This is a genomic window from Chitinophaga pendula, from assembly GCF_020386615.1.
Lineage (GTDB): Bacteria > Bacteroidota > Bacteroidia > Chitinophagales > Chitinophagaceae > Chitinophaga > Chitinophaga pendula.
In genome coordinates, this window is record NZ_CP077769.1 from 7,405,009 (window position 1) to 7,422,237 (window position 17,229).

The following is a 17,229-nucleotide window of genomic DNA, read 5'->3' on the forward strand; positions in this document are numbered from 1 at the left end:
TCAGACGCCCTGCCCACGAGTTCCGAGTGATGGGCAGCCAGATCCGGTTGTTTAACAACCGTTCATCTGGCCGATTGCGGGAAAGTTGCAATCTTTCAGCTTTTAGAACCTCTTTCAGACATTGACAAGGCTCTAAAGCATATAAGAGGCTAAAGCACTTTAAAGAAGCTAAAGCGGCTCTTATAGTTCTGTTATCACTTATTTCAACTTCTGTTTTTGATGTTTCCTTTGCGGCTTGCCGAAATTCACTATCCAGTCGTTGAAGTCCTTGTGGTTTTGATACAGGCTGCTTTCGTCCTTGTATTTACTGCTTAGGGAAAGTGCATACCGACTGCAATTTTGTCCGGTAGTATCTCTGTCCAAATAGAGCCTAATGGTATTATGTTTTTCCAAAAAAGGGCGTGCAGTTTCAAAGAAGGATACAGAGTTCAGTACTACAAAATCAAAGCGGTCTTCGGGGTCTTGTTGGTGGGTAGCCTTGAAGGAAAGGAAGTCGGTAAAGCCTTCAAAAACGATGACCTCACCGGCACTGTTATCAATGGTGGTGATGCCTTTTGGCGAGCTGCTGGCTTTGAAATAAGGATTGCGTATTTCAAAGCCTCCCAGGTCATTTTTGAAGCCGATACCATAATACACTTTTCCATTGAGTTCGTACTGAACCTCACGGCAATAGCGGTCAGCTATATCAACGGGTATGCGGCGTTGCTGCAAGTAGCGTAGAAGGGCGGTAGAGGAAAGTATGAAGTCTCCCAAAATCTTTATTTGGTTCTCAGGTTCAGGTCTGGTAATAGACTGCTGAAGCGAGGGCTTTTGAAGGGAAAGATTACCGCTTAAATTCTGTAGAAATTCGGAAACGGTGCAGCCGTGATAAAGGATAGCAAAATCAACCAGGTTACCACCTTTGCCGAGGCCGTGATCATACCAACGGTTCAGCTTGCGATTAACTTTGAAGGAAGGCGTTTTTTCATCCCGAAGTGGTGAAAAATACCAATAATCGTTGTTCCTGATTTTTGATGGTTCATACCCTAAGTCAGCAAGGAAATGAACTATGTCTATTTTTTTGGCTTCACTAACGGAAAGCCTTTTATTCCTGAAATCCATAACCACACATTTTCAAACACATTCAGTTCTTCTATGCGAAGTTAAACAGGCGATATTGCATTAACCTATCCTCATCATATTTTGATAAGGATGCAAAAACCTTTGTCATTTACTTTTGTGCAGTGAGTATTGTTTAAATTTAAAACCGTGTGATTATGCTAACAACGAGTGATGTAGCCAAAGTGTATGATACTATTCTCAGTATCCCTGGCATGAGTGAAACAGTGAAGATTGACATGAGGATTTCTCGCAAGAACGTATTGTTGTTGCATAGTGTCCTCAAGCGTGGGTTGATGGCTAAAGATGATGACAAATCATCTGCTTTGCTGGAAAGTATTCCAAAGGAAGCATTGGACGAATTACATCTAATTGCTGATGATTACCTAACCAAAACAGGCTTGACCGAACTGAGTGAAAAACTGAAGGCGCTTAGTCCTAAATAGTCAGTAGCGCAGCAAAGCCACTTGTTAGGAAGAAATGTTTACAGGTATAACACTAATCCTTTCAAGTGGCTTATTAATGTATTATTGTATTGAAAAACTTAAAGCCGATAATGTCTGCGTTTTACAATAATAGTAACAATAGTTAATTTTCGACCATTGGAATCAAGGTGGCCTACATTCATTTCTTGAACCCAGACACTATCTAAATCGTTGTATGCTGCTATTCCTCCCATACGTGCATCGCCGTACATTAATCGTTTCAAATTGCTATCCGATTTTACATAGTAGCTATTCCATTTCCTTTTGTAAATACTTTGCGTGTGTAAAATTCCCGATGAAGGAATTTCAAAAAAGCGTTTTTGCCCATTCTGCTTTTCAGGTACGCCACCTGGATCAGAAAAGAATATAGTTGCAGTACCGTCGAAACCATCCGGCAGGATATACATATCGGCCCGTTTTTCCGAATAGTCTATAAATAAAAAGATAGCGCCAAAAACTACTATAACGCCGGCCAAAATGAGTATTATGCGATGAAAATCTTTCATAGTGTGGAACTTGTTTTTCATAAATACGTTGGGGGTTGATTAACATCTTGAACAAAAGAGTTTTGGTGGGCGATGTATAAGTGTGGAGATAACCGAGACCCTACAAAGAGACTTTTATTTCTTTTTTGTCGAAACTATCCAGCCCTCTTCTGACCTAATGTTCGGTATTTTGTTTTTTCCTAACCATTGCATGAATGCTGGAACATCTTTAGGAGTAAAATGAATAATATCACCGTTTTTTAGCATAATGGTGAAAAAATCACTTGCAGCAAGAAACTTAGATAATTGTTCCGCATTGTAATCAAAATTCGGGAAGTGATCGGCTGAAGTCATGGTACATTACTTTTAATGGTTTCGTTTGACTTATTGCCCGTACAAAAAAATAGCGCAGGCAACAGCTTACCGCACTGAGGTCTTAGGAAACCTGGTAACGAATAAGTGCGCCCACGCCGTAGCATGAGCGTTTTCCACTTATGTCCCGTTACCTTTGAAAGTTCCTAAGTTTCAGTGCAGGACTTAAAGCAAAAACGCTTCAAGAATGTTTTGCGTAAGGGTACAATTTCAGATGGAAAATGACACAGCATTTATGCAAATAAGCTCTTCAAATACAGAGCGGAACATCGAATATGATTAACTTTGTGATATTATACACTCTGTCTCTACAATTGACAATTAAAAGGTATGGAAATGGGAAATGTAATTGAATACAAATTAACAGCTAAAGGGGTAAAACCGACAGCTGTGCGTCTTTTAGTTTTGGATGTCTTGTCCAAACAGGATTCTGCCATTAGTCTCAGTGAGTTGGAAAATTCATTCGCAAAAGCTGATAGAATAACACTATATAGGACACTCAAAACCTTTGAAACGCACAATCTAATTCATCGTATAGATGACGGAACGGGGGCTCTTAAGTATGCCCTCTGTCTTGATGGTTGCGAATGCCATCTCAAAGACTTGCACGTCCATTTCCATTGTACAAGGTGCAGAAGGACTTATTGTTTAACAGAGATTACTATTCCTTTCGTTACCTTGCCTGAAAAGTTCACAACTCAGGAAATAAACATGGTTATCAAGGGTTTATGTCAGAAATGTTCGTCATAATTAACATTGCAATACTATTGCATAATGTTTTTTGTACCTTTGCCTGCAATGAAAATTTTCGCTTTCATAATGGCGTGTATTGTATTAGCACTCAGCTGTACTTATTGTACTGATGGAGCTTCTGTTATGAAAGGGAACAATCAAAAGGTAGCGATTAAAAAATCAGATAATTCGAGAAATAATCAGAGTGATAATTGTTCACCTTTTTGTCAGTGCAGTTCCTGCCCAGGATTTTACATATCTAAGTCTATTAATTCTTCTGAGCTTATAGTTTTTCAAACAAGCCCTCAGTTTTCCGTGCTTCATTCCAGTAATGTAATTGGCATTGCACTTCCTATATGGCAGCCGCCACAATTAATTTCTTAACGTCTCTCTCTCTAAGTTTTGCTTTACATGCAAAACTAACTTCATTTTTTATTTTATTTAAAAATGTGAGTATGACTAAAAAAAAGTCATCAACACACAAAAAGCCTGTTTACAGCAGAATAAAAAACCCTGTAAAGCCAAGATGGATGCGGATAACAAAAGTAATTAGCATCATCCTGCTTTCCATTTTAATGCTGTTGGCTATTGCCGGTATGGTTATTAAATACTATAGGTTAGTAACACAATAAATATAGGACATGTTAGGAAAGATTATTCATTTTTCAATTAAGAATAAATTTATTATAGGTCTGATGACCATAGCATTGATATTTTGGGGTATTTGGAGTGCTACCCAACTTCCATTGGATGCAGTACCCGACATTACCAATAATCAAGTACAAGTTATTACCGTAACTCCCACTCTTGCTTCCCAGGAAGTGGAGCAATTTGTAACATATCCTATTGAGCAGAGCCTCGCAAACTTACCGGATGTAGAAGAAATGCGTTCCATCTCCCGCTTTGGACTGTCTTTAGTTACAATAGTATTTCATGACGATGTCAACATCTATTTTGCCCGGCAGTTAGTTACAGAGAAACTCAAAGAAGCTGAAAGCAGAATTCCTGAAGGGGTTGGCAGTCCGGAATTAGCCCCAGTAAGTACAGGTCTTGGAGAAATTTATCAATACATTATCCGTCCTAAAAAAGGTAGCGAACATAAATACACTGCGATGGATCTTCGAACAATGCAGGATTGGATTGTGGTGAGGCAGTTGTATGGTACTCCCGGTATTGCAGAAGTAAACAGCTTTGGCGGGCTACTAAAACAGTATGAAGTAGCTATTGATCCGGCACGCCTTAAGGCTTTAAATGTGAGTATCCCTGAGCTTTTTACAGCCTTGCAAAAAAATAATCAAAACACGGGAGGCGCTTATATTGATAAAAAGCCGAACGCTTATTTTATAAGAGGTATAGGTTTAGTTAATTCCTTAGAAGATGTACGCAATATTGTGGTTAAGAATGCCGGTGTTCCCATATTCGTTAAGGATGTAGCAGATGTACGATTGGGCAATGCCATCCGTTATGGTGCAGCTACCTATAATGGCGAAGAGGAAGCAGTAGTGGGCATTGTTATGTTGTTGAAAGGTGCTAACAGTTTTGATGTAGTAAATAAGGTAAAGGAAAAAATGGAGGTAATTAAAAAATCATTACCCCCTGATATAGAAATTGAACCTTTCCTCGATAGAACAAGCCTGATAGAAAGAGCAATTTCTACAGTAGAACATAATTTAATAGAGGGGGCGCTGATTGTTATTTTAGTATTGGTACTCTTTTTAGGTAACCTGCGGGCCGGTTTGATTGTGGCTTCTGCCATCCCGCTTTCCATGCTGTTTGCCTTGGGATTAATGCACGTATTTGGCGTATCGGCTAACCTTATGAGCTTGGGTGCCATAGATTTTGGTTTAATTGTAGATGGGGCGGTTATTATTGTAGAAAGTGTGTTGCACCGCCTTTCTGCCCATGCTGCCACTTCGCATGTACAAAAGTACTCACAAGAGAATATGGATAAAACAGTCGAAAGCAGCGCAAAACAATTAATGAATTCGGCTGCCTTTGGACAAATTATCATTTTAATTGTTTACCTGCCTATTCTGTCCTTGCAAGGCATCGAAGGAAAAATGTTCCGACCAATGGCAATGACAGTAGGTTTTGCAATAGTAGGTGCACTCTTGCTTTCACTCACTTATATCCCAATGATGTCTTCACTTTTCTTGTCAAAAAAAGCAAAGAAAAAAGAGACTATTGCCGATAAAATGATGAGTTTTCTTCAAAGAAAATACGACCCACTGCTTACCTGGGCTATTAAAAGAAAGTGGGCTGTTGTGTCTGTTGCAGGAGCATTAATGGTTATTGCTTTCTTAGTGTTCGGCCGTATGGGAGGTGAGTTTATTCCGCAGTTGAAAGAAGGGGATTATTCTTTTAACGTATTACTGCCACAGGGGGCCTCTCTTTCTCAAAGTATTGAAACCGCCATGCAAGCCGAACGCATTATCAAAAGTTTCCCTGAAGTTGAAGCAATAGTGGGTAAAACAGGTAGTAGTGAAATTCCTACTGACCCCATGCCGCCAGAAATGACAGATATGATTGTTCGACTGAAGCCAGAAAAAGAATGGACAACAAAAGTTGACTTTATCGAATTAAGGGAAAAAATTGAAGAAAAGCTGAATGTGATACCTGGTGTTTTTGTAGAAGGCAGTCAGCCTATTCAAATGCGATTTAATGAACTGATGACCGGAGTAAAGCAGGATGTTGCGATAAAAATATTTGGAGAAAATATGGATACTTTAGCTGCACTCGCACCCCAGGTAGGCCAGATTGTTAGTACCGTGCGAGGTGCCTCACCACCACAAATAGAACGTACAGCAGGATTACCCCAAATTTCTATTCAGCTCGACCGTGCCAGAATTGCCAACTACGGTCTTAATATTGAAGACGTCAACACCGCAATCAGTTCTGCATTTGCAGGCAAAACTGCGGGCTCAGTATTTGAAAACGAAAGGAGGTTTGACCTCGTGATACGTTTGGATACAACCTACAGAAGCTCCATAGAAGATGTCGGTAACTTATTTATTGCCACTCCATCGGGAACACAAATACCCTTAAGCCAGGTATCAACCATAAGTTTTAAGGAAGGGCCGTCACAAATCAGCCGGGAATCCGGAAAACGAAGGATAGTTATCAGCTTTAACGTGATGGGTAGAGATGTAGAAAGTGTAGTAAAAGACATTCAGGCAAAGCTAAACGCACAAATGAAATTGCCGCAGGGTTATTATTTTACTTATGGCGGCGCCTTCGAAAACCTGCAAAAAGCATCAGCCCGTTTAAAAATTGCAGTTCCTATTGCGCTACTTCTTATTTACATGTTGCTTTATTTTGCATTCAGTTCTTTTAAACAAGCTACGCTCATTTTCACGGCTATTCCAATGTCCGCTATTGGCGGTGTAGCGGCCTTATTACTTCGTGGGATGCCATTTAGTATTTCTGCGGGCGTCGGATTTATCGCTTTGTTTGGTGTGGCTGTGTTGAACGGGATCGTATTAATTGGCACATTCAATCAATTAGAAAAGGATGGCATGAAGGATGTGTTAAAGCGAATATTAGTTGGAACACATTTGAGGTTGCGACCCGTGCTCATGACTGCAACAGTAGCATCCCTTGGATTCTTACCCATGGCACTTTCAACAGGTGCGGGAGGCGAAGTGCAAAAGCCGCTGGCGACAGTCGTGATTGGGGGATTGATTACTGCTACCTTCCTCACACTGGTTGTACTTCCTTTATTGTATCTCATCTTCACTAAGAAAACAAGCGAAAAGAAGAAAATGGGGAAGGTGCAAACAACCTTAGCCGTGTTGCTTTTTCTGCTTGGAAGCAACCAGACTTTATTCGCTCAGCAAATTCCTGTCAGAGGTGCGGTAGATACGGCTATGCGCAACAACCTGCAATTGCAGGTAAATCAATTGCAGTTATCCAGGTCACAGACATTAATAGGTTCTGCCTACCAATTCCCAAAGACAGGCATCTTTGTTGAAAATGAAGACCTCCGGGCAAATAAAACAAACGGTGAAAATAATAATGGCGTATTAAAAATCGGCTTGTCGCAAGCCCTGGAATGGCCTGGTGTGTATAAGGCAAGACGTAACCTTTTGGAAGAGCAATCCAGATACAGTCAACTCACCATCAGTCGCTCTCAATTAGAAATTAAAAGAAACATCAATCAGGTGTACTACACACTTTGGTATTTGCAAGAGCGACGCAATTTGTACACACGGCTGGACAGCATCTATACAGCCATGTTCCAGGCGGCCAAGTTGCGGGTAAGAACAGGTGAAGTTGCGGGCCTTGACAGTATTGCAGCAGAGGCCCGGATGCGGGAGTTGCAAACACAGGTTCAACAGTTTACCAATGACATCCGTATTCAACAACAGGCTTTACGGCAGTTAACGGGCAGTGATATTGTTTTTTTTAATGAGCAGGGGCAGCTTCCCAAATTACAGATAGGAAACTATCAAGCAGCAATTGACAACCATCCTCAATTGCGTTTGCAACAGCAAAACGTAGCCATTGCAGATGCAGACCTTCGTCTGCAACGGCAATCCCGTTATCCTGATTTTGAAGGCCGCTTTTTTTCTCAACGGTTGTATGGGATTAAAAATCCTTATTCTGGCTTTTCGGTAACAGCACGCATTCCCATTTTTACAAAAGGCTACAAAAAGCGAATAGAGGCTGCCGAAATTGAACGTAACGTTCAGCAACGACAATTAGACCTTGAGCGATTGACGTTGAATACCGCTTACCTACAGGCTGTGCAAATGGTAGAACGCTCCAGGGCAAGTTTAAATTTTTATGAAAAAACGGGATTAAAGCAAGCTGAGGCCATTGTGCAAGCTGCTACACTCGCTTATCGTTCCGGTGAAATAGGCTTTGCGGAGTTATCGCAGTTCTTAACGCAGGCTATAGATATTCAGCGAAATTATTTAGATGTTTTAAACGAATACAACCAGGCTGTTATCCAGGTAAACTACTATATCAATCAGTAAAATATAAAAATGAAAATCAAAATGAAAATATTATCTGTAGGCTTTGTTCTCTTAGCAACAGCCTTTTTCTTAACTGCTTGTAGTGCTGGATCCGGGTCAGCTGCTGAAACTAAACAGGAAACAAAAACACAGGCAAAAGAAAGTAAACCGGAAAAAGCTGAAGCGGCTGAAAATTCGGACTACGTTGAACTTACAGATGAACAAATGAAGGCTATAGGCATTCAAATCGGAATCATCGAACAACGTGGTATTAATTCTTCCATTAAGGTCAATGGAGTGCTTGAAGTTCCCAACCAGTTCAAGGCAAAGGTTTCTTCTTTATTTAATGGTACTGTTCGCACTTTAAATGTACGACCTGGAAGCGTTGTCGGTAAAGGGCAAACTATTGCGACCATTGTCAATCCTGATTTGGTGAATATGCAACAGCAATACTTAACAGTAAATACAAAAATTAGTTTAGCCCAGCTTGAATATGAACGACAAAAAACGCTGGTAGCTGGAAATGCTGGTGCAAGAAAAAATCTGCAGCAGGCAGAAACAGAACTCAGAACTTTAAATACAGAAAAAACAGCTTTACAAAAACAACTTTCAACTTTAGGAATATCTCCCGCAAGAGTAGCAAGCGGAAATATTACTTCTTCTTTGGCTGTTCCTTCTCCAATAAGTGGAACTATAAGTAGGGTAAATGCTCAGATAGGAACCTTCACAGATGCCAACACTATTATTGCTGAGATTGTAGATAATCAACAATTGCAGGTGAAGTTGCTTATGTATGAAAAGGACTTGCCAAAAGTACATCTTAACCAAACAATTCAGTTCACTTTAACTAACAACCCTGCTAAGGAATATCAAGCGGTGGTTAATTCAATAGCTACCTCTTTTGAAGAAGGCACTACTACTGTGGCAGTTCGGGCTGCTATTAAGGGCACAAAAACCGGATTGATTGAAGGAATGAGTGTAAATGCTATGGTAAATATGGGAAGTGTAACTGTACCTTCTGTTCCTAATGAGGCGATTGTATCATTTCAGGGACAGGATTACATTTTCGTTCAAATGGAAAATGAAACCGAAGCTGCAGAAGGGAAAAAAGGGACCGATTCTACTGAAATAGTAAACGGTGTAAAAGCACCATCAAAAGAAAGAGAAAAAAATGAAGAAAGCGAACAAAAAGAAAAAGCAAGGGAACCACGCATATCATTTAAAAGGGTAAAAGTAGCAAAGGGTTCTGCTAATATGGGATATACGGAAATAAGGTTATTAGAAGAGATACCTGCGAATGCAAAAGTTATAACAAAGGGAGCCTTTTTTGCCTTAGGTAAAATGACTAATGCTGGGGAAGAGGGAGAATAAAAAACACAACTTATTGTGAACATTAAACCATAAGATAACTACTTGAAAAATTATATATCATAAATGCCGGACACCAATCACAATTATATAAAGTGCTGGAATTGTCACAAGCAAATATTTTCGAATAGCAGGTATTGCGAATATTGTAAAGTAACACAATGGGGTTGGCGTATGAACATATTATTGTTAGGTATGGTAATCGTTTTAATCATTTTAATTTATTTCATCTCCTGAACACTTATTTAAAATATAAAAAATGAAACACATTAAACCACAATTCGGATTTATACTTGCGATCCTTTCTTTTCTGGTACTGGTTTCTTGTGCAGATAAACAAGAGAAAAAACACAAAAAGAAAGACAAGCAGGAAAAAACCGTCGCTGCCTCTGAAACCCTTAATGTAAAAGATAGTAACGTGTCTATAGATTGCGATACATCCTATTGGAGATATGTTTATAAGCCTGAAAGGCTCCAGGTAATTGATAAATGTAAAACCGTTACAGGAGTGATAGAAGAAAGCAATGTAGAAGAAGACGGTGACCAGCACCTGCTATTAAAACTGGATAATGGACAGGAAGATTTGCTAACAAAAAAAAATATTAAGAAAAAACAGGGAGATCTTGTTATTGAAGCAATATGCGCCAACAAGCCCACAGTAAAAAAAGTGGGAACTACCTGTGAAGGCTATATAAATAATATACAAATTCCCAAACTTGGTGAGCATGTAAAAGTAACAGGTAGTTTAGTAATAGACACTCACAACGGTTGGTCAGAAATTCATCCAATAACAAAAATTGAAGTGATAAAATAAATTTAACCAGGCGGCTTCTGAAAGAAAAAAAATGAAAAAGCTTTTCATAAATATTGTACTTGCAATCACAGCTACGCTTCCCGGCATTTTTGTGCGGCTCGCTGGTATTCGTCTCGGCCCGTTAAATACCACTATTATCTTTTTCATTGCTCTGTTAAGTGCAGGACTTCTTTTGTCCTGGGGAGTAGAGGCCGCTGAAAAACATGTTGCAAAAGGATTAGCCATTGCCGTTCTTGCCTTGATTACTGTTTTGCCAGAATACGCTGTTGATATCTATTACAGCTATCAGGCGGGTAACCATCCCGGGTCGGAATATGTTGGTTTTGCTGCTGCTAACATGACTGGTGCCAACCGGCTGCTCGTTGGTATGGCATGGCCTCTTATTGTGTTGCTGTACTGGTGGCGCAGCAAAAAGAAGGGTATTGAGCTGCACAGGGAGAATTTAATAGAGATTGGATTTCTTGCCCTTTCCAGTCTTTATTCCTTTGTTATTGTACTCAAAAGCCGGATTGATATTTTTGATACAATTGTGCTGGTAGCTATTTATTTTCTTTACCTGTGGCGTGTCAGTAAAGGAACCAGGGAAGAAGCTGTTGAAGAAGCAGAAGTTGGCCCCAGCGCTGCACTTACCAAGCTTCCTAAGCAAAAGCAATATCTCATAATAATTTGTATGGCTGTTTATGCTGCTTTTGTAATTCTGCTGTCGGCTGAACCCTTTGCTGAATCTTTAATTTCTTCAGGTGAAAGTTTAGGCTTTAATAAATTCTTACTTATACAATGGCTGGCACCTTTAGCAAGCGAAGCGCCAACGGTAATTGTAATGATTCTTATGACTTTGGCTTTACTTCCCACCTCTGCACTTTCAGCCTTGATTAGTGATAAAATTAATCAATGGACATTATTAGTTGGGATGATACCCCTGGCTTATTCCATAGGTCTTGGTCATATGGGGCATTTACCGCTTGATGCACGGCAGGGCGAAGAGTTTTTTTTAACAGCCGCACAATCACTTTTTGCCTTATCGCTTTTGTTGTGTTTAAGATTGAGCTTAACAAGTTCACTTGCTTTGCTTGGTCTTTTTTTGGTGCAGATTATCATTGCCTTTATTTACAGCAATGATGAACCCAAAACAATTGTATCGTTAACCTGGCTTGCATGGATTTACCTTGCCTTAACAATTACAGTTATTATTTTCAAGAGAAAATGTTTAATGAGTGTTATTAAGCAATGGCAGGCAAAAAAACCTAATGAAATAATTCATTAATCAATCATAAATGTTATCCATGGAAATAAGATTTGAATTAGTTATGGTGGTGAAGCTTTTGGTAGCATTTGCTTTGGGAGCATTTATAGGATATGATAGAGAAAAGCAGGGAAAAGAAGCAGGGATCAGAACCTATGCAGCCATCTGCTTTGGTTCAACCCTATTTACTGCAATAGCAGATGAATTTAAAGATATAGCATCTGCCTCAAGGGTTATTGCAAATATTGTTATAGGTATCGGCTTTTTAGGAGCTGGAATTATTAGCAAAAATGATGCTTCCAATAATTCTCAAGGTCTAACCTCAGCAGCTACTATCTGGTGTACGGCTGCAGTGGGTATTACAGTGGGACTGGACATGTTTATTATCGCAATCGTAGCTTCATCGATGCTATATTTCCTGTTATCGCTGGAAAGACAGAAGTGGTATATCCGCTGGAAAAATAAAATTAATGAGAAGGAAAAAGAACACAAGAGTATCTGAATAAAGTGAATAAGAAAGCAAAGGAGTGAATAAGGGAGTTCAGATAAAAAGGAAGGCAAAAAGCTATCGTTTTAAACAGGTAAAGATGATTGACAGTTAGCTGAGCAGATGGATACACAGAAATTATTTTACCGTAAGGATTTAACGGGAGCAATAAGGTAGTGATTTTCGGTATTTATGATTTATTGTCAAAAAAGAATAAAATATTACATGGGTCGGAGCCCTGCATTGTTGTCCGGTTTAAATGAAAAAAACTTAAACAGCAGGGTTTCCGAACCCACCAATTGGAGATTTGAAAAACGGATGCATGGAAGCGACCAGGAAAAAAGAATATTCATTTTTTAGTTCAAGCATTATATAATTGAAAATCACTGGTGAAACCTTTAGGTACATATATGTTTCTTATTCTATTGCTTCATCTTGAGCTAAGGGCACAGGATACGATTCCAAGGCCAGGTGTTTTTGATGAAGGATACTTCTTTATAGGCACAGGCGATGTTTTGAAATTTAAAAGCTATGTCCAATTTGATGGTTACTTTCCTTCTCATAGCAGCCCGGGCTTTTCCGAATTTTTGATACGAAGGGCTCGATTTGCAGCAACCGGCTTTTTTCATCAGCAATTCAGGTACATGCTTTATGGCAGGTATGACAAAGGAAAAGTAGAGTTGAATGAGGCATTTATAGAAGCAAGGCATTTATCTTTCGCACGATTGAGAGCAGGTCAGTTTAAAGTGCCTTTTAGTCTTTCCAATCTTAAATCGAGTTCACAGCTTGATTTGGTCAGCAGATCTTTTATAGTTGAAAATTTTTCTCCAAATTATGATATTGGTGTCATGGTATTTGGGGAAGACAAGACAAAATATATTGATTATGCATTTGGTGTTTTTAACGGGGCCGGGCTCAATAAACGGGAAAGTAATAACAGCAAAACATTTATAAGTCGACTGGTTATTTCGCCATTTTCCGCATCTAAAAATTCTTTTCTTAAGCAGTTGCACATTGGAGGATCTCTTGCCATTGGAAGACAGAAAAATGACATAAGCAATGCAACGTATAAGTTACCAACGGAGGTACCTGTGTTTGTATTTAATGACAGCATCCGGCAAAATGGAAACATTTCGGTTTACGGATTAGACTTTGAGTGGCTTGTTAAAGGTTTTTCACTCAAAGGTGAATATCTGCATTATAAGGCAGAAAGCCTTGCCAGCAATCTAATCTTGTCTAATTTTTTTGCAAACGGTTTTTACGTAGCTGCCACTTTTATCATTACCGGAGAAGTAAAACCAAGAAATGAAAAAGTAAAACCCAATAGGCCATTTGATCCCAAAAAAGGGAAGTGGGGTGCTTTTGAACTAGCCGGACAATATGAAAAGGCAAAATTATCAAGCACACCTTTACTGTTCAATTTAGCAAAAAGTTTGGGTGAACTAAAGGCTGTTACGTTGGGCATTAACTGGTATGTTAATGATGATATAAAACTGGTATTTAATTATAGCAAACACCTATTCAATCATAACATTAAGCTTGAGGATAAGTATTACATGAATAGCAATACTCTTCTAATAAGATTGCAATATCAGTTTTAATTTTTTTAAAGGTGAAAATTATGTAAATAGATATCTCAATAAATAACAAAAACATTCTCATTTCAGGATGAATCATAAAGTGAATTGATAAACCCTAAGCAAACTTCATAACTAAAATTGAACAAACAAATGCCATGTATTATCTCATATAAAACTATCAGGAATTTAGTTATTTCATTTTTTGTATCTGGCCTATGCAGTACAATTACTTTTTCTCAAAATTTACCCGATAAAAATAATTCTACAGATGTCTTAACATTTCACGCAAGAACACTCATAAACCTGCTCGATTATGTATCGCAGGATTATGGCCGTGCGGTTGCTAATGGTAAAGTAATTAATGCTAATGAATACAGCGAGATGATTGATTTTACTACAGAGTCAGCTTCTCTTTTTGATTCTATAACTCTCAAAGTTAACATCAATAATAAAAATCAGATTAATCAACAACTTTCTGCATTACTGATATCAATCCGGCACAAGAAAAGCAAAGAAGAAATTGCAACCACTGCACAGCAAATCAAAATACAGTTAATTCAACTCAATCTTATTGACATTAGCCCCGAACAATATCCTGATGTTACGCAGGGTAAACAAATTTTTCTTGCAAGTTGCCAATCCTGTCACGGAACTTATGGCGCTGCCGATGGTCCCCTTTCTAAATCTTACAATCCGCCCCCTGTAAATTTTCAAAACGATTCTCTTATGCAATTAATTTCACCGCTTCAGGTATTCAATACAGCACGGCTTGGAGTTAGGGGAACAGGGATGCGTGCTTTTAATGAGCTTAGTGATAAAGAGCTTTGGAATGTCGCATTTTATATAAAATCATTACGTTTCCAAAATAAACTTTCTGCTCAGCAAGACTCTTTGAATAAAGAGTATAACCGTATAAAATCATTTATCAGCCTTTCAGATATCGCCCATCTTTCTGATAAGGAGTTAAAACAAAAGGTCCAAAGTCAAAGCGAGCTTACTATAGCTGCTATTCGATTGCATCAGAATGGTATGGGTAACAATTCTTTTGAAGCAGCAAATAATTATCTGAATGATGCCCTTATTTTTTATACGAATGGTAACAGCGCTGCCGCTGAAGAAAAAGCACTATATGCCTATTTGGAAGGGATTGAACCTTACGAGCAGCAACTTAATGCCGTTGATAACTCCATTGTTTCTGAATTAGAAAACAAGATGAATGATGTTCGATCGGCGATTAAAAATAAAAAAGATGAACGGGAAGTGGAACAAAAAATAAGTGATGCAAAAGTATCCATTAACAAGGCAAAAATATTATTAGGAGAACAAACTTATTCATTTTGGTTTTCGTTTTTTGTTTCTTTATCCATTTTGCTGCGTGAAGGACTGGAAGCAGTTCTCATTATCATCACTATTTTAAGCTTGTTAAAATCACTTCAGGCAAACAGCGCCATTCGATGGGTACATGGAGGGTGGATGGCGGCAGTTGGCATTGGCATAGCAAGCTGGTTCTTTACAGGATGGCTTATTTCTTTCGGTGCCCAAAATCGTGAACTAATGGAAGCCTTCGGCGCTATGGTCGCCGTGATAATTTTAGTTTATGTTGGTTTTTGGCTTCACAAAAAAACAGAAGCAAAAAAATGGAAAGAGTTTATTGAGGGGAAAATTGTAAAAATGCTTGATCAGGGAAAATTATTTACGCTTGCTTTTATGTCATTCATTGTTGTATTTCGGGAGGCATTTGAATCAGTTCTTTTTCTGTCCTCAATGCAGTTGCAGGTAGATGACAAAAGCAGACCCGGAATTTGGGTGGGTTCTCTGGCGGCCATTTGTATCATCACACTTATTGCAAACTTGCTTCTCAGATTTTCAGCAAAAATTCCAATCAGAAAATTATTTCAATATTCTGCAATAATAATTATGATATTGTCTGTTGTGCTTGCCGGTCAAAGTGTACATGCTTTTCAGGAAAGCGGATGGGTTGCAGTAACCAGCGTCAGATTGAACTTCCATTCGTCTATTCTTGGAATTTATCCAACAATAGAAACCTATCTGGCGCAATTTATTGTTTTGGTTATTTCCGTGACCCTTTGGTTTTACGGGGTAAAGAGCGATACGAAAGACAAGTTAAGATAGTGTTTAGTAAAATTTATTTAAAATATATGACTTGGGGAATTGAAATAAAAGACCAGCAGTAGCCGAAATAATTATATAAATATTAAAATAATGAAAACCATTCTTTGTATTTTTTTAATGTTGAATGCAATCATGATCTATTCGCAAAATAGGGTTTTTATTAAAGCTCCAAATTTGACTGATACTTTAGCAGATGAAAACATTAAAAAAATAAAAATGCCTTGGGGCCGCCTGGCGAGAAATGTTCTTGTTATTTATAAAGATGGAACTAAAGCCCACTTTCAAAAAAGAAGTATTTGGGGCTTTGAAAAGCCAAACAAAGAAATAATCCGATTCTACGAAGGCGACACTTTTGAGCTGGTTGATACCGCTGTAGTCATTATTTACAAAACTTGGAGCAGACGTCCAGTTTTTTATTTCAGCGAGTTTATATACAGTGATGTGAAACTATTTTCTAAAAAGAAAATTATTAAAGTTTTAGGTAATTACAAATTTGAGCTGTTATATAAAAAATCAAACTTAGTTAGGAAATTGTGTGAATATTATTAGCGCAGACGAAAGTAAATATTTGAAAATAAAATGATGTAAAAATTATTTCTAAATCTCTAAAATAAATATTTATGAAAATAAAAACTTCAAATGTAATCGCGTTATTTTTTGCAGGTTTTTTTGCAAAAGACATAATTGATAATATTTTCTTTTTGGTGATAGATAAGTATCCCATTGAGATTTTTGGTTTTCAGATAACTGCATCATCGCACAAAATAATGTTGATGGTATCAATTATACTTACAACAGTTTTTCTTTACTATGGATTAAAAAAGAATAAAACATTAATTAAAAACGTTAATGTTTAACATCTTAACAGGCAGTTTAATTATCAGTTTACTTCATGCAGTCATTCCAAATCACTGGCTGCCTGTCGTGGCTATTGGCAAAAAAGAAGGCTGGGGTTTAGCAGAAACAATTAGAATCACATTTATCTCAGGCTTTTCGCATGTGATTAGTACCATTATTATTGGAGTTCTGCTTGGTTTAATAGGCAATGAGTTGGCGGAGCACCTTGAAAATTTTACCCATGTTATTGCTCCGGCTGTTCTCATTCTTTTGGGTTTTTATTTTATTAAGCAACACTATAAACATTATCATTTCCATTTGAATAAGAAAGAAATTGAGAAGAAAACAAAAAGGTCAGTCATCACGGCCTTAGCGATTGCAATGTTTCTGTCGCCCTGTATGGAAATAGAAGCTTATTTTCTTTTAGCCGGTATAAAAGGATGGTACATGATGGCGATGATTGCTATAATGTATAGTGTTATTACAATAACCGGGATGATTATTTGGGTAAGGATTGTTTATAAAGGCTTGCTAAAACTTAACTGGCACAAATGGGAACACAATGCCGGAATTATAACCGGGTTAACGTTAATTCTAACAGGCGTTGTATCATTTTTTATTCGGTAAAATATTATTT

General features: G+C 38.1%; 16 protein-coding genes. 13 read left to right on the forward strand and 3 right to left on the reverse strand.

Features of this window, described 5'->3' with window-relative positions; genetic code table 11:
* Window positions 1-198: 198 nt before the first annotated feature.
* Window positions 199-1,101, reverse strand: coding sequence for a DUF8464 domain-containing protein (locus KTO58_RS28000; protein ID WP_095836241.1), 903 nt, complete (start codon window positions 1,099-1,101; stop codon window positions 199-201).
* A 155-nt stretch (window positions 1,102-1,256) separates the two neighbouring features.
* On the opposite strand from KTO58_RS28000, the gene KTO58_RS28005 reads away from it, so the two are divergent.
* Complete coding sequence (locus KTO58_RS28005) at window positions 1,257-1,544, forward strand: hypothetical protein (protein WP_095836240.1); 288 nt, start codon at window positions 1,257-1,259, stop codon at window positions 1,542-1,544.
* A 98-nt stretch (window positions 1,545-1,642) separates the two neighbouring features.
* On the opposite strand, the gene KTO58_RS28010 is transcribed toward KTO58_RS28005, so the two are convergent.
* Both KTO58_RS28010 and KTO58_RS28015 read right to left on the reverse strand, forming a co-directional pair.
* Complete coding sequence (locus KTO58_RS28010) at window positions 1,643-2,089, reverse strand: DUF6843 domain-containing protein (protein WP_157752699.1); 447 nt, start codon at window positions 2,087-2,089, stop codon at window positions 1,643-1,645.
* A gap of 114 nt (window positions 2,090-2,203) precedes the next feature.
* A complete protein-coding gene (locus tag KTO58_RS28015) occupies window positions 2,204-2,422 on the reverse strand; it encodes a hypothetical protein (RefSeq protein ID WP_095836238.1) in 219 nt (72 codons plus the stop codon).
* A gap of 354 nt (window positions 2,423-2,776) precedes the next feature.
* Between KTO58_RS28015 and KTO58_RS28985 the strand changes: the two genes are divergently transcribed.
* The 12 genes from KTO58_RS28985 (at window position 2,777) to KTO58_RS28070 (ending at window position 17,219) form a co-directional block, all read left to right on the forward strand.
* Entirely contained in the window at window positions 2,777-3,190 is a 414-nt protein-coding gene (locus KTO58_RS28985; protein WP_095841362.1) for a Fur family transcriptional regulator, read from the forward strand.
* A gap of 48 nt (window positions 3,191-3,238) precedes the next feature.
* On the forward strand, window positions 3,239-3,556 hold the full coding sequence (locus KTO58_RS28990; protein ID WP_371878186.1) for a DUF6660 family protein: 318 nt from the start codon (window positions 3,239-3,241) through the stop codon (window positions 3,554-3,556).
* Window positions 3,557-3,813: 257 nt separating this feature from the next.
* Complete coding sequence (locus tag KTO58_RS28025) at window positions 3,814-8,151, forward strand: CusA/CzcA family heavy metal efflux RND transporter (protein WP_095836236.1); 4,338 nt, start codon at window positions 3,814-3,816, stop codon at window positions 8,149-8,151.
* 9 nt (window positions 8,152-8,160) lie between these two features.
* Complete coding sequence (locus KTO58_RS28030; protein ID WP_095836235.1) at window positions 8,161-9,501, forward strand: efflux RND transporter periplasmic adaptor subunit; 1,341 nt, start codon at window positions 8,161-8,163, stop codon at window positions 9,499-9,501.
* 256 nt (window positions 9,502-9,757) lie between these two features.
* A complete protein-coding gene (locus tag KTO58_RS28035; RefSeq protein ID WP_225859953.1) occupies window positions 9,758-10,312 on the forward strand; it encodes a hypothetical protein in 555 nt (184 codons plus the stop codon).
* 31 nt (window positions 10,313-10,343) lie between these two features.
* Window positions 10,344-11,576: a sodium/calcium exchanger protein gene (locus KTO58_RS28040; RefSeq protein WP_095836233.1), complete on the forward strand. Its 1,233-nt coding sequence runs from the start codon at window positions 10,344-10,346 to the stop codon at window positions 11,574-11,576.
* A gap of 19 nt (window positions 11,577-11,595) precedes the next feature.
* On the forward strand, window positions 11,596-12,057 hold the full coding sequence (locus tag KTO58_RS28045) for an MgtC/SapB family protein (RefSeq protein WP_095836232.1): 462 nt from the start codon (window positions 11,596-11,598) through the stop codon (window positions 12,055-12,057).
* Window positions 12,058-12,452: 395 nt separating this feature from the next.
* Window positions 12,453-13,643, forward strand: a complete 1,191-nt coding sequence (locus tag KTO58_RS28050) for an OprO/OprP family phosphate-selective porin (protein ID WP_225859954.1) — start codon at window positions 12,453-12,455, stop codon at window positions 13,641-13,643.
* Window positions 13,644-13,760: 117 nt separating this feature from the next.
* The gene (locus KTO58_RS28055; protein ID WP_157752697.1) at window positions 13,761-15,755 is read left to right on the forward strand and encodes an FTR1 family protein; all 1,995 of its coding nucleotides are present in this window, start codon (window positions 13,761-13,763) and stop codon (window positions 15,753-15,755) included.
* 90 nt (window positions 15,756-15,845) lie between these two features.
* Entirely contained in the window at window positions 15,846-16,304 is a 459-nt protein-coding gene (locus tag KTO58_RS28060; RefSeq protein ID WP_095836228.1) for a hypothetical protein, read from the forward strand.
* A 71-nt stretch (window positions 16,305-16,375) separates the two neighbouring features.
* Entirely contained in the window at window positions 16,376-16,612 is a 237-nt protein-coding gene (locus tag KTO58_RS28065; protein WP_095836227.1) for a hypothetical protein, read from the forward strand.
* Window positions 16,605-17,219, forward strand: a complete 615-nt coding sequence (locus KTO58_RS28070; protein ID WP_095836226.1) for a manganese efflux pump — start codon at window positions 16,605-16,607, stop codon at window positions 17,217-17,219. Before KTO58_RS28065 ends, KTO58_RS28070 begins: the two co-directional genes overlap by 8 nt.
* Window positions 17,220-17,229 lie beyond the last annotated feature (10 nt).